Origin of the sequence: Streptomyces sp. HUAS 31 (assembly GCF_028198125.1) — a bacterium.
Classification (GTDB): domain Bacteria; phylum Actinomycetota; class Actinomycetes; order Streptomycetales; family Streptomycetaceae; genus Streptomyces; species Streptomyces chartreusis.
The window spans coordinates 1,792,948-1,805,361 of the sequence record NZ_CP116353.1; the positions used below are offsets into that span (position 1 = coordinate 1,792,948).

General features: G+C 70.4%; 10 protein-coding genes. 3 read left to right on the forward strand and 7 right to left on the reverse strand.

Annotated features, from left to right (window positions below; genetic code table 11):
* Positions 1-12: 12 nt before the first annotated feature.
* The 5 genes from pdxS to pgsA all read right to left on the reverse strand — a co-directional run bounded on the left by pdxS (position 13) and on the right by pgsA (position 4,472).
* Positions 13-918: a pyridoxal 5'-phosphate synthase lyase subunit PdxS gene (gene pdxS, locus PGH47_RS07745; protein WP_030945245.1), complete on the reverse strand. Its 906-nt coding sequence runs from the start codon at positions 916-918 to the stop codon at positions 13-15.
* A gap of 126 nt (positions 919-1,044) precedes the next feature.
* Positions 1,045-1,587 carry a hypothetical protein gene (locus PGH47_RS07750; protein ID WP_271662811.1) on the reverse strand — a complete coding sequence of 181 codons (543 nt, stop codon included), beginning with the start codon at positions 1,585-1,587 and terminating at the stop codon, positions 1,045-1,047.
* Between the two features lie 88 nt (positions 1,588-1,675).
* The gene (locus PGH47_RS07755) at positions 1,676-2,851 is read right to left on the reverse strand and encodes a glycosyltransferase family 4 protein (protein ID WP_271662812.1); all 1,176 of its coding nucleotides are present in this window, start codon (positions 2,849-2,851) and stop codon (positions 1,676-1,678) included.
* Positions 2,848-3,780, reverse strand: coding sequence for a phosphatidylinositol mannoside acyltransferase (locus tag PGH47_RS07760; protein WP_271662813.1), 933 nt, complete (start codon positions 3,778-3,780; stop codon positions 2,848-2,850). Before PGH47_RS07760 ends, PGH47_RS07755 begins: the two co-directional genes overlap by 4 nt.
* Complete coding sequence (pgsA, locus tag PGH47_RS07765) at positions 3,777-4,472, reverse strand: phosphatidylinositol phosphate synthase (protein WP_271662814.1); 696 nt, start codon at positions 4,470-4,472, stop codon at positions 3,777-3,779. Before pgsA ends, PGH47_RS07760 begins: the two co-directional genes overlap by 4 nt.
* A 301-nt stretch (positions 4,473-4,773) precedes the next feature.
* On the opposite strand from pgsA, the gene PGH47_RS07770 reads away from it, so the two are divergent.
* Both PGH47_RS07770 and PGH47_RS07775 read left to right on the forward strand, forming a co-directional pair.
* On the forward strand, positions 4,774-6,969 hold the full coding sequence (locus PGH47_RS07770; RefSeq protein ID WP_271668003.1) for an elongation factor G-like protein EF-G2: 2,196 nt from the start codon (positions 4,774-4,776) through the stop codon (positions 6,967-6,969).
* 171 nt (positions 6,970-7,140) lie between these two features.
* Positions 7,141-8,802 (forward strand): hypothetical protein, encoded by a 1,662-nt coding sequence (locus PGH47_RS07775; RefSeq protein WP_271662815.1) that lies wholly within the window; start codon positions 7,141-7,143, stop codon positions 8,800-8,802.
* 117 nt (positions 8,803-8,919) lie between these two features.
* Here the strand turns inward: PGH47_RS07775 and PGH47_RS07780 are convergent, their stop codons facing one another.
* Entirely contained in the window at positions 8,920-9,468 is a 549-nt protein-coding gene (locus PGH47_RS07780; protein ID WP_030967547.1) for an HIT family protein, read from the reverse strand.
* A gap of 78 nt (positions 9,469-9,546) precedes the next feature.
* On the opposite strand from PGH47_RS07780, the gene PGH47_RS07785 reads away from it, so the two are divergent.
* Positions 9,547-10,206, forward strand: a complete 660-nt coding sequence (locus PGH47_RS07785) for a potassium channel family protein (protein WP_271662816.1) — start codon at positions 9,547-9,549, stop codon at positions 10,204-10,206.
* A gap of 35 nt (positions 10,207-10,241) precedes the next feature.
* Here the strand turns inward: PGH47_RS07785 and thrS are convergent, their stop codons facing one another.
* Entirely contained in the window at positions 10,242-12,218 is a 1,977-nt protein-coding gene (thrS, locus tag PGH47_RS07790; RefSeq protein ID WP_271662817.1) for a threonine--tRNA ligase, read from the reverse strand.
* Between the last annotated feature and the right edge of the window lie 196 nt (positions 12,219-12,414).

A 12,414-nucleotide genomic window follows, 5' to 3' on the forward strand; every position in this document is an offset into this window, starting at 1 on the left:
GGACGCAGCGCCTTACCAGCCGCGGTTGGCGTAGCGCTCGGTCTCGGGGAGGGTGTCGCAGTTGATGCCGACCATGGCCTCGCCGAGGTTGCGGGACGCGTCCGCGATGATCTTCGGGTCGTCGTAGAAGGTCGTGGCCTTCACGATGGCGGCGGCGCGCTTGGCCGGGTCGCCGGACTTGAAGATGCCGGAGCCGACGAAGACGCCCTCGGCGCCGAGCTGGCGCATCAGAGCGGCGTCGGCCGGGGTGGCGACACCGCCGGCGGAGAACAGCACGACCGGCAGCTTGCCGAGCTCGGCGACCTCCTTGACGAGCTCGTACGGGGCGCGCAGCTCCTTGGCGGCGGCGTACAGCTCGTGGTTGTCGAAGCCGCGCAGCTTGGCGATCTCGTTCTTGATCTGGCGCAGGTGGCGGACCGCCTCGACGACGTTGCCGGTGCCGGCCTCGCCCTTGGAACGGATCATGGCCGCGCCCTCGGCGATCCGGCGCAGGGCCTCACCGAGGTTGGTGGCGCCGCAGACGAAGGGGGTCGTGAAGGACCACTTGTCGGAGTGGTTGACCTCGTCGGCCGGGGTGAGGACCTCGGACTCGTCGATGTAGTCGACGCCGAGGGACTGCAGGACCTGGGCCTCGACGAAGTGGCCGATGCGGGACTTGGCCATGACGGGGATCGAGACGGCCTCGATGATGCCTTCGATCATGTCCGGGTCGGACATCCGGGCCACGCCGCCGTCCTTGCGGATGTCGGCCGGGACCCGCTCCAGGGCCATCACGGCGACGGCGCCCGCGTCCTCGGCGATCTTCGCCTGCTCCGGCGTGACGACGTCCATGATCACGCCACCCTTGAGCTGCTCGGCCATGCCGCGCTTCACACGGGCGGTGCCGATCTCGGGGGTCTGGTTTTCGGAGTTGGACACGGGTGACCTCACACGGTGAAAGAGGGTTACTGCAAGCACTGAGGAAACGGGAACGGACCAGGCCACAGCAAGGGCCAATGACAAGCCGGTGGATCGTTTTGCCGGCCCTCGCGGTGTTCGCGCCGGTCAGGCGGCCCGCTCGACCAGTGCCGTGGGTGGTTCGTCGTCCATCTCGAACGCCATCGGGAACGGCGCGTGTCCGGCCAGCCGGAACCAGCGCACCTTGCGGTGCCGGCGCAGCGCCCTGGCCGCCCGTACGGCGTCGTTGTGGAACCGCCGGGCCATCGGTACCCGGCGCACCGCCTCGGTCAGCTCACGGGCCGCTTCCTCTCCCCCGGGCGCCTCCCGTACGGCCTCCACCTGCTGGGGTTCGGCGAACACGGCGCGCAGCGCCTGGGTGAGCTCGCTCTCGGAGACCTCCCGCTGTTCCTCCTCGGCCTGCCGGGCGGCGTGCGCGGCCTCGTAGAGGACGATGGACGCGGCCGGGTCGAGCACGCCGGAGGTGGCCAGTTCCTGGGCCACGGAAGCCCGGCGCAACAACTGCGCGTCGAGTGCGGCACGCGCCGCGTCGATCCTGGCGTGCAGGCGGTCGAGGCGCCCCGCGGTCCAGCTCAGGTAGAGGCCGATCGCCACGAGGGCGACGAGGATCCAGATGAGAGTTGCCGTCACGGGCGGAAAGCCTACGGGGGTGCCCCGCCGGGTGAACCGCTCGGCCCGCCCGTGCCCCGGACGGCCGGCTCACCCGGCACTTCGGCGGTCAGTCCCGCGCCAGCCCCAGCCGGGCCCGCAGCCCGCTCCCGCTGCCTGAGGGGCGGTCGTCGGCCGCCACCGCCGCCGCGCCCGCGGTCACCGTCTCGTACACGGACAGGATGTCCGCGCCGACCGTCGACCAGTCGAAGCGGCGGACGTGTGCGCTGCCCCGCTCCTGGAGCTCGGCCCGGCGGACCGGGTCCTCCAGGAGGCGTACGGCGGCCTCGGCAAGGGCATCGGCGTCCTCGTTGGCGAAGAGTTCGCCGGCCGCGCCCTGGTCCAGGACCTGGGCGAAGGCGTCGAGGTCGGAGGCGAGGACCGGGGCGCCGGCCGACAAAGCCTCGACCAGGATGATCCCGAAGCTCTCGCCGCCGGTGTTGGGGGCGACGTACAGGTCGACGCTGCGCAGGAAGCGGGCCTTGTCCTCGTCGCTGACCATGCCGAGGAACTCGACGCGGGAGCGCAGTTCGGCGGGCAGGGACTCCACCGCCTCCTTCTCGTCGCCCCGGCCGGCCACCAGGAGCCGGGTCTGCGGGCGGGCGGCGAGGATCTTCGGCAGGGCCCGCATCAGGACGGGCAGGCCCTTGCGGGGCTCGTCGATGCGGCCGATGAAGCCGATCGTGTCGCCCTGCCACTCGGGGTTGGGCTCGGCCTTGGCGAAGAAGTCGACGTCGACGCCGTTGGGGATGACGACCGCGTCGCCGCCGAGGTGCTCCACCAGCGTGCGGCGGGCGTACTCGCTGACCGCGATCCGGGCGCTGATCTTCTCCAGGGCCGCCTGGAGGATGGCGTACGCGGCGATCATGGCCCGGGAGCGCGGGTTGGAGGTGTGGAAGGTCGCCACGATCGGGCCCTGCGCGGCCCAGCACGCCAGCAGGCCGAGGGACGGTGACGTCGGCTCGTGGATGTGGATGACGTCGAACCGGCCGTCGTGCAGCCAGCGGCGCACCCGGGCGGCCGAGAGGAACCCGAAGTTCAGGCGCGCGACCGAGCCGTTGTACGGCACCGGGACGGCGCGGCCCGCGGAGACGACGTAGGGCGGGAGCGGGGTGTCGTCGTCGGCGGGGGCGAGGACCGACACCTCGTGGCCGAGCCGGATGAAGTACTCGGCGAGGTCGCGGATGTGGAACTGGACGCCACCGGGGACGTCCCAGGAGTAGGGGCAGACGATGCCGATCCTCACGGACGTTCCCCGTCCCGGGCGCCGGCGGCCGATGGTCGTGGTTCAAGGTCGTCGAGCCACAAGCGCTGGAGCATGTGCCAGTCCTCCGGATGTTCCGCGATCCCCGAGGCGAAGGCATCGGCCAGCGCCTGTGTCATGACAGACGTCTTCTCGGCCCGGGTACCTGACTCGGGTACCTCGATCGGGGGATGCACCCGGCCCTGCATGACGGGTGAGTCGTCGTACCAGAGCGTCACGGGGAGCAGCAGCGCCCCGGTCTGCTGGGCGAGCAGCGCGGGACCGGCCGGCATCCGGGCCGTGGCGCCGAAGAAGTCCACCTCGACGCCGGAGGCGGAAAGGTCGCGGTCGGAGACCAGGCAGACCAGGCCGCCGTCGCGCAGTCTGCGGGCCAGTGTGCCGAAGGCGGTGCCGCCGCTGTGCGGCAGGACCTCCATGCCGAGGCCCTCGCGGTAGGCGACGAAGCGGTCGTAGAGCGTCTCGGGCTTGAGCCGCTCGGCGACCGTCGTGAACGGCGTCTCCAGCTTGGTGGTGACCCAGGCGCCCGCGAGGTCCCAGTTGCCCAGGTGCGGCAGGGCGAGGATGACGCCCTGGTCGGAGGCCAGGCCGTCGGTGAGGTGGTGGACGTCCTTGGGGTCGAAGCCGTTCTTTATGCGCTCGGGGCTCCAGGCGGGCAGCCGGAAGGACTCCATCCAGTAGCGCAGGTAGGAGCGCATGCCGGCGCGCGAGAGTTCCGCGAGGCGCTCCGGGCTCGCGTCGGGCACCACGCGCGCGTAGTTGCTCTCCAGCCGCTTGACGCCCTTGCCGCGCTGCTTCCAGGCGAGGTCGGCGATGGTACGGCCGAGCCGTACGGCGACCGGCTCGGGGAGCTTCTTGACGGTGCCCCAGCCGAGTCCGTACAGCGCGTCCGTGAGCCGGTCCCGGGCACTCACTTGGCGGCCTCGCTCCCGTGGGAGGCGTTCTGCGGCTTCTCCGGCGCGGCCGCGGCGGCCTCTGCCTCCGCCTCGGCGGACTCGCGGCGGACCGTGACGACGCGCTGGATCAGCGTCGCCAGGCTACCGACGGCGACGATCCACAGGGCGACGGGCAGCAGGTACTGGATGCCGGGCACGCCGAACTTGTGCAGGCCCGCGAGACCGGCCGCGACCAGCGAGATCACCAGCCGCTCGGCACGCTCGACCAGGCCGTTGACGGCGACCGGCAGGCCGATCGACTCGCCGCGCGCCTTGGTGTACGACACCACCTGGCCGCTGGCGAGGCAGAAGATCGAGACGGCGCACAGCACGAGGTCGTCGCCGTCACCGGCGTACCAGAGGATGAAGCCGCCGAAGATCGCGGCGTCGGCGACCCGGTCGAGCGTGGAGTCCAGGAAGGCACCCCAGCGACTGGAGCGGCCGAGCTGCCGGGCCATGTTGCCGTCGACGAGGTCGGAGAACACGAAGAGCGTGATCACGACCGTGCCCCAGAAGAACTCGCCCATGGGGTAGAAGACCAGCGCGCCCGCGACCACACCGGCCGTGCCGATGAGCGTCACGGTGTCGGGGCTGACGCCCCGCCGGATCAGAAACGCGGCGAACGGTGTGAGGACACGCGTGAAGAATGCACGCGCGTACTTGTTCAGCATGGCCTTCCCGAGGGTCGGTGTGACGCCGCGGCCCCACTGGCCACCGGCTGGCCCATCGTAGCCACGCGCGCGTGCGTGCGACCGCCGGGCACTCGTACAGGCCGCCGGCGGCGCCGGTCCACCGGTGCCGGATGGCAGGATCCCGTCCCCCGTATGGACGCACCGTGACGGGAGTGGAAAGCTCGAAGGACCGCGGGCGTCATCGAAGCCGCCACCGCCGGGGCACCTCCCGGGCGGAGCCCGGGGGAGGATGCTGATGTCCGCGCCCACAGTGACCTCACCGTGCACGGGAGGCAGGATCATGGGCGACAAGGCGAACGCACACCCTGGGGCCGCCGGCAGGGCTACGGCGGCCGACCAACCCGCGTCCGTACGGAATGTGGTGCTGGTCGGCCACTCCGGATCGGGCAAGACCACGTTGGTGGAAGCCCTCGCGCTGACGGCGGGGGCGGTGAACCGGGCGGGCCGCGTCGAGGACGGCGGCACGGTCTCGGACTACGACGAGATCGAACACCGGCAGCAACGCTCGGTACAGCTCTCCCTGGTGCCGGTCGACTGGGACGGCATCAAGATCAACCTTCTGGACACCCCCGGATACGCCGACTTCGTCGGGGAACTCAGGGCCGGTCTGCGAGCGGCGGACGCGGCCCTTTTCGTCGTCTCGGCCTCGGACGGCGTGGACGGCTCGACGCGCATGGTGTGGGAGGAGTGCGCGGCCGTCGGCATGCCGCGCGCGATCGTCGTCACGCACCTGGAGGCCGCGCGGGCCGACTACGAGGAGATGACGCGGATCTGCGCGGAGGCCTTCGGCGGCGACGACCCCGACGCGGTGCTCCCGCTGTATCTGCCGCTGCACGGCCCGCAGGGTCCCGACGGGCACGCGCCCGTGACCGGTCTGATCGGGCTGCTGTCCCAGAAGCTGTTCGAGTACTCCTCCGGGGAGCGCAAGGAGTCCGAGCCGGGCGAGGACCAGCTGCCCGAGATCGACGAGGCCCGCAACCGGCTGATCGAGGGGATCATCGCCGAGAGCGAGGACGAGACCCTCATGGACCGCTATCTCGGCGGCGAGCAGGTCGACGTCAGGACACTCATCGAGGACCTGGAGCGGGCCGTCGCGCGCGGCACGTTCTTCCCCGTGCTGGCCGCCGCGCCCGCCGCCGAAGGTGCCCGGCAGGGCCTCGGCACAGTCGAGGTGCTGGAGCTGATCACGCGGGGCTTCCCGACCCCGCTGGAGCGCGAGGCGCCCCGGGTGACCACGGTGGACGGCAAGCCGCGCGAGCTGAAGCTGTGCGATCCGGACGGCCCCCTGGTCGCGGAGGTCGTGAAGACCGCGTCCGACCCGTACGTCGGCCGGGTCTCGCTGGTCCGGGTCTTCTCCGGCACCCTGCGCCCCGACGAGACCGTGCACGTCTCCGGGCACGGCCTGGAGGACCGCGGGCACGAGGACCACGACGTCGACGAGCGGATCGGCGCCCTGTCGGCCCCGTTCGGCAAGCAGCAGCGCCAGCTCAGCCACTGCATCGCCGGGGACCTGGCGTGTGTGGCGAAGCTGAGCCGCGCGGAGACCGGCGACACCCTGTCGGCCAAGGACGATCCGCTGCTGATGGAGCCCTGGCAGATGCCGGATCCGCTGCTGCCGCTGGCCATCGAGGCGCACAGCAAGGCGGACGAGGACAAGCTGTCGCAGGGCCTGTCGCGGCTGGTCGCCGAGGACCCGACCATGCGTCTGGAGCAGAACCAGTCCACCCACCAGGTGGTGCTGTGGTGCCTGGGCGAGGCGCACGCGGACGTCGCCCTGGAACGGCTGCGCAGCCGCTACGGCGTGCAGGTCGACCTCGTGCCGCACAAGGTCTCCCTGCGCGAGACCTTCGCCGACCGGTCGGCGGGCCGCGGCCGGCATGTGAAGCAGTCCGGCGGCCACGGGCAGTACGCGATCTGCGAGATCGAGGTGGAGCCGCTGCCGGGCGGCTCGGGCATCGAGTTCGTGGACAAGGTGGTCGGCGGCGCGGTGCCGCGGCAGTTCATCCCGTCGGTGGAGAAGGGCATCCGGGCCCAGGCGGCCAGAGGCGTCGCGGCGGGCCATCCGCTCGTCGACGTCCGGGTCACGCTGCTGGACGGCAAGGCGCACTCGGTGGACTCCTCCGACGCCGCGTTCCAGACGGCGGGCGCGCTGGCGCTGCGGGAGGCCGCGGGGGACGCGAGGATCCATCTGCTGGAGCCGGTGGCCGAGGTGTCCGTGCTCGTCGGCGACGACTACGTCGGTGCCGTGATGAGCGACCTGTCCGGGCGGCGCGGCCGTGTCCTCGGCACCGAGCAGACCAGCGGCAACCGCACCGTCATCAAGGCCGAGGTGCCCGAGATCGAGATCGGCCGGTACTCGGTCGACCTGCGGTCGCTCTCGCACGGCACCGCGCGCTTCAACCGTTCGTACGCGCGGCACGAGCCGATGCCGCAGCAGATAGCGGAAAGGATCCGTGAAGAGGCGCGCGACGCCTAGCAGTTGGCGCCGGGCGTACACCGGCGACTCCCCTCCGCGTCGGCGGGCGGCTTCGGCCGTCCGCCGACGGTTGTCGGTGGCTGGGGATACTCTGATCATTGATCAACAGGTGTGCGCGGTACGGAAGTCGGGAAGGCCGCAGAAGCGACAGTGCGGCGACTGGGGGCGGGAATGACCGTTCAGGGCGGTTACGCGGACATCTTCGGTCCGCAGGTGCCTCGCACGGCCGGCGAGGGGCAGACGGCGACGTTCGCGCTGGCCTCGGCGGCCTATCGGGACAACCCGTACGAGGACATCAAGAAGGCCGACAACGAATGGCACAAGACCGACGTCAAGGCCGGCCGGAAGTGGGCCAAGATCTTCCGGCCCAACCTGGGTGAGGCCTACTCGCGGGCCGTGGTCGACCGCATGCTCGGCAGCGGCCGCAAGCCGCTGATCCAGTCCTTCGGCACCGAGCCGCAGGTAGTGGTCGAGCACGCGCTGGCCGCCAACAACATCCGCAAGACCCGCGACCGGATGCTGAGCGGCATCATGGTCGTCTGCGGCGTGCTGTTCCTGCCCGGGCTGCTGCTGTGGCTGCTGGTCTTCACGCTGCGCACCACCATCGTCAAGCGGGACGCGAAGCGGGGCGGCGCGCTCGCCTCCGTGCTGCTCGTCGCGGCGGGCGCGTTCGCCGTGCTCTTCCTGCTGAAGATGCCGTTCACCGGCTTCTGGGCCTGGTACGCGCGAGCCTGCGTGCTCATGCCGGTCGTCGGCTGGTTCTGGGCGAAGCAGGTCTGCGAGCGCACCGCGCGGGATCTGCGGGAGCGGTGGGACAGCCTGCTGGCCGGCAGCAGCGTCGGCGCGAAGGTGCCGGAGGCGGTGCCGACCAGCCCGACCGAGACCCAGGCCGAGCAGCTGCGCCAGTCCCTGGCCAAGCTGAGCGCCGAGCAGCAGTCCAACTCCGTGTTCTACGCCGGGCCCAAGGGAATACTGGGCATGGGCACGCGCTGGGGCAGCTGGCAGCTCGCCGAGGACCTGGTGGCCGCCGACTCCACCCGCGAGATCCATCCCTTCCGCAGCTGGGACGTGATCCGCGCGATCCACGACCAGCTGCGCATGCTGGAGCGCGGCCCGCTGAACACCGGCGGTTTCCCGAAGCCTTCGATACGGCACTGGGTCGTCACGCCGATCGCCGAGGGCGCCAAGGCCGTGTCCCGGCCGGAGGGCACGGACGTCGAGGCGTACCAGGTCAAGTCGCACGCCATTCAGGACATCTGCAACAAGCAGCAGTTCGGCAGCGGCGACCGGCACTATCTGGGCGTCCAGTGGACGCTGTGGGACGGCCAGTTGATCATCACGATGCTGATCACGGTGACCGTGCTGCACGAGACGCTGCGCATCGAGGTGACCGGGCACGCCCTCGGTCCGGTGAACGGGCTCTTCCAGGAGAAGCCCGAGGCGCCGACCAAGGAGGTCACCAAGTCGTTCAAGCCGTGGGAGACCCGCAAGGTGAAGCTTCCGCTGGTCAACACCGACGAGGTGGTACGGCTGGCGGTGCGGGCCCCGATCTCCTGGTATCCGCCGCTGCTGAACTGGCTGGGCGGGACGATCGGGCTGCCCGAGCCGTTCGGGGTGCGGCACGCGTGGGCGGACCAGCCGTGGCGGCACCGCTTCATGGCGGACGACGCGCTGCGCGCGGCCACTCCGGTGCTGCGGGTGGTGCATGCCGCGGCGATCAAGGTGCTGGCCGAGAACGGCGTGGACACCGAGAAGTTCGGTGCGAGGTCGTCGTTCCTGAGCACCGCGGTGCAGGATCCGTCGCCGCGGAAGGCGGACCTGTACGACGCGTAAGGCTCCGCCGGTCCGGCCGCGTCGGGTGGGTCTGGGTGACCGTGCCCTGAGGGCTGCGCCCCAGACCCCCCTTCGGCCTGAACGGCCTCGTCCTCAAACGCCGGACGGGCTCATTGGTCAGGCCGTCGGCCAGACCTCCGCCAGCATCTTCCTCGTGTCCGCCAGGAGCTGCGGCAGTACCCGCGTGTGGCCGACGACCGGCATGAAGTTCGTGTCGCCGCCCCAGCGCGGGACGATGTGCTGGTGCAGATGGGCCGCGATGCCGGCGCCGGCGACCGTGCCCTGGTTCATGCCGATGTTGAAGCCGTGGGCGCCCGAGGCGGTGCGCAGGGCCGTCATCGCCTGCTTGGTGAGCGCGGCCAGCTCGATGGTCTCCGGCTCGGTCAGGTCGGTGTAGTCGGCGACGTGACGGTAGGGGACGACCATCAGGTGGCCGCCGTTGTAGGGGTACAGGTTGAGAACCGCGTACACCTGCTCCCCGCGCTTGACGACCAGGCCGTCCTCGTCGGACTTGGCCGGGATGGAGCAGAAGGGGCAGCCGTCGTCGGCACCGGGACCGGTCGGCTTGTTCTCACCCTGGATGTAGGCCATCCGATGGGGCGTCCACAGGCGCTGGAACGCGTCCTGGATCCCCACTCCCCACTGCTGCTCCGGCTCACTCGTCATGCGTGAAGCATATTGCTTCGTCCATCCGCGGCGTGTCGCCGGGGCGACGGGAGGGCAGGCACCGTCCAAGCTGAGCCGGTGGACGACGACAGCCCCTACTCCCGCTGGGAGCAGCGCACCGAGATCCCGCTGTTCCTGGCATCGCTGCTCTTCCTGGGCGCCTATGCCGCCCGTGTGCTCGCCGTGGACATGCCGTCCTTCTGGAGGGACGTGTGCGTCTACACGAACATCGCGCTCTGGGTGATGTTCGCCGTGGACTACATCGTGCGCTGGCGGCTCTTCGGGGGGCGCTTCCTGCACTTCGCCAGGACCCACTTCCTGCACACGGTCGTGGTCATCCTGCCGCTCCTGCGGCCGCTGCGGATCGTGCCGCTCTACGACGTGATCCAGCGCCGGCAGGGGCAGCCCCGGATCTCGCTGCACGCCCGCGTGATCGCCTACGCGAGCCTGGCCACCCTGCTGCTGGGCTTCGCCGGCTCCCTGGCGGTCTACCAGGCCGAACGCGGAGCGCCCGACGCCACCATGAAGACCTTCGGGGACGCGCTGTGGTGGGCCGCGGCGACCCTCACCACGGTCGGATACGGCGACATCACCCCGGTGACCAGGCGTGGCCGAACGATCGCGACCGTGATGATGGCCGGCGGGCTGGCCCTGCTCGGCGCGGTGACGGGCTCCTTCTCCTCATGGCTGCTGCAGATCTTCTCCCGCGAGAGCGACACGAAGCCCCCGGAGAGCTGAGCTTCCCGGGGGCTTCGTGACCGTGTCCGGCCGGATCAGATCTGCGCCCGCTCCTCGACGACCTGCGCGATCTTCGCGATGGCCTCGTCGAACGGGATGCCGTTCTCCTGCGAGCCGTCGCGGAAGCGGAAGGAGACGGCGTTGTTGGCCATGTCCTCGTCGCCCGCGATGACCATGAAGGGCACCTTCTGCTTCTGGGCGTTGCGGATCTTCTTCTGCATCCGGTCCGAGGAGGAGTCGACCTCGACGCGCAGCCCCTTCTTCTTGGCGGCCGCGGCGAACTTCTCCAGGTAGTCCACGTGCCCGTCGCCGATCGGGATGCCGATCGCCTGGACCGGGGCCAGCCACGCCGGGAAGGCGCCCGCGTAGTGCTCCAGGAGCACCGCGAAGAACCGCTCGATGGAGCCGAACAGCGCGCGGTGGATCATGACCGGGCGCTGCTTGGAGCCGTCCGCGGAGGTGTACTCCAGGTCGAAGCGCTCCGGCAGGTTGAAGTCGAGCTGGATGGTCGACATCTGCCAGGTGCGGCCGATGGCGTCCTTGGTCTGGACGGAGATCTTCGGGCCGTAGAAGGCGGCGCCGCCCGGGTCCGGGACCAGGGGCAGACCCTGCTTCTCGGCGACCTGGCGGAGCGTCTCCGTGGCCTCCTCCCAGACCTCGTCGGAGCCGACGAACTTCTCCGGGTCCTTGGTGGACAGCTCCAGGTAGAAGTCGGTCAGGCCGTAGTCGCGCAGCAGGCCGAGGACGAAGGTGAGGGTCTTGTCGAGCTCCTCCGACATCTGCTCACGGGTGCAGTAGATGTGCGCGTCGTCCTGCGTGAAGCCACGCGCTCGGGTCAGGCCGTGCACGACGCCCGACTTCTCGTACCGGTACACGGTGCCGAACTCGAAGAGGCGCAGCGGCAGTTCACGGTAGGAGCGGCCGCGCGCGTCGAAGATCAGGTTGTGCATCGGGCAGTTCATGGGCTTGAGGTAGTAGTCCACGCCCTCGTCGAGCTGCATGGGCGGGTACATGCCCTCGGCGTACCAGTCCAGGTGCCCGGACGTCTCGAAGAGCTTCCCCTTCGTGGCGTGCGGGGTGTAGACGAACTCGTAGCCCTCCTCCTCGTGCCGGCGGCGCGAGTAGTCCTCCATGACCCGGCGGATGATGCCGCCCTTGGGGTGGAAGACGGCGAGGCCGGAGCCGATCTGCTCCGGGATGGAGAACAGGTCGAGCTCGTTGCCCAGCTTGCGGTGGTCGCGCTTCTCGGCCTCGGCGAGGAAGTCGAGGTACCCCTTCAGCTCGTCCTTGGACGGCCAGGCGGTGCCGTAGATGCGCTGGAGCATCGGGTTCTTCTCGCTGCCGCGCCAGTAGGCGGCGGCGTTGCGCATCAGCTTGAACGCCGGGATCGCGCGGGTCGACGGCAGGTGGGGACCGCGGCAGAGGTCCTTCCAGCACAGGTCGCCGGTCTTCGCGTCGAGGTTGTCGTAGATCGTCAGCTCACCGGCGCCGACCTCGACGTCCGCGCCGTCGTCGGAGGAGGCGGAGCCCTTGAGGCCGATCAGCTCCAGCTTGTAGGGCTCGGCGGCGAGCTCCTCGCGGGCGGCCTCGTCGGTGACGACGCGGCGGGCGAACTTCTGCCCGCGCTTCTGGATCTCCTGCATCTTCTTCTCGATGGCCTTGAGATCCTCGGGCGTGAACGGCTTCTCGACGTCGAAGTCGTAGTAGAAGCCGTCCTTGACGGGCGGGCCGATGCCCAGCTTGGCCTCGGGGAACAGCTCCTGCACGGCCTGCGCCATCACGTGCGCGGTGGAGTGCCGCAGGATGCCCAGACCGTCCTCGGAGGAGATCTCGACGCCCTCGACCTCCTCGCCGTCGGCGAGGACGTACGACAGGTCCTTGAGCTCGCCGCCCACGCGCGCGGCGATGATCGAGCGCTCGCCGGCGAAGAGGTCGGCGGCCGTAGTCCCCGTTGTCACCACGCGCTCTTCCCGCTCGGAATCGCGTTGGATGATCACACGGACGTCTGACACCGGTCTCTCCTGACTGAAGGTGGAATGCGGCGCCATACCAGGAGCGCGCGCATTACGCGATCGTACCGACCTCGGACGGCCGACCGCGAAACGGTGCGCTCCGCTGGGAGGGCCGTGATGGGTCGGTCGTCGTCTGCGGCGCCGTCGTGGCTGGTCTCGCGCAGTTCCCCGCGCCCCTTTCCGGCGCTGCCGAACC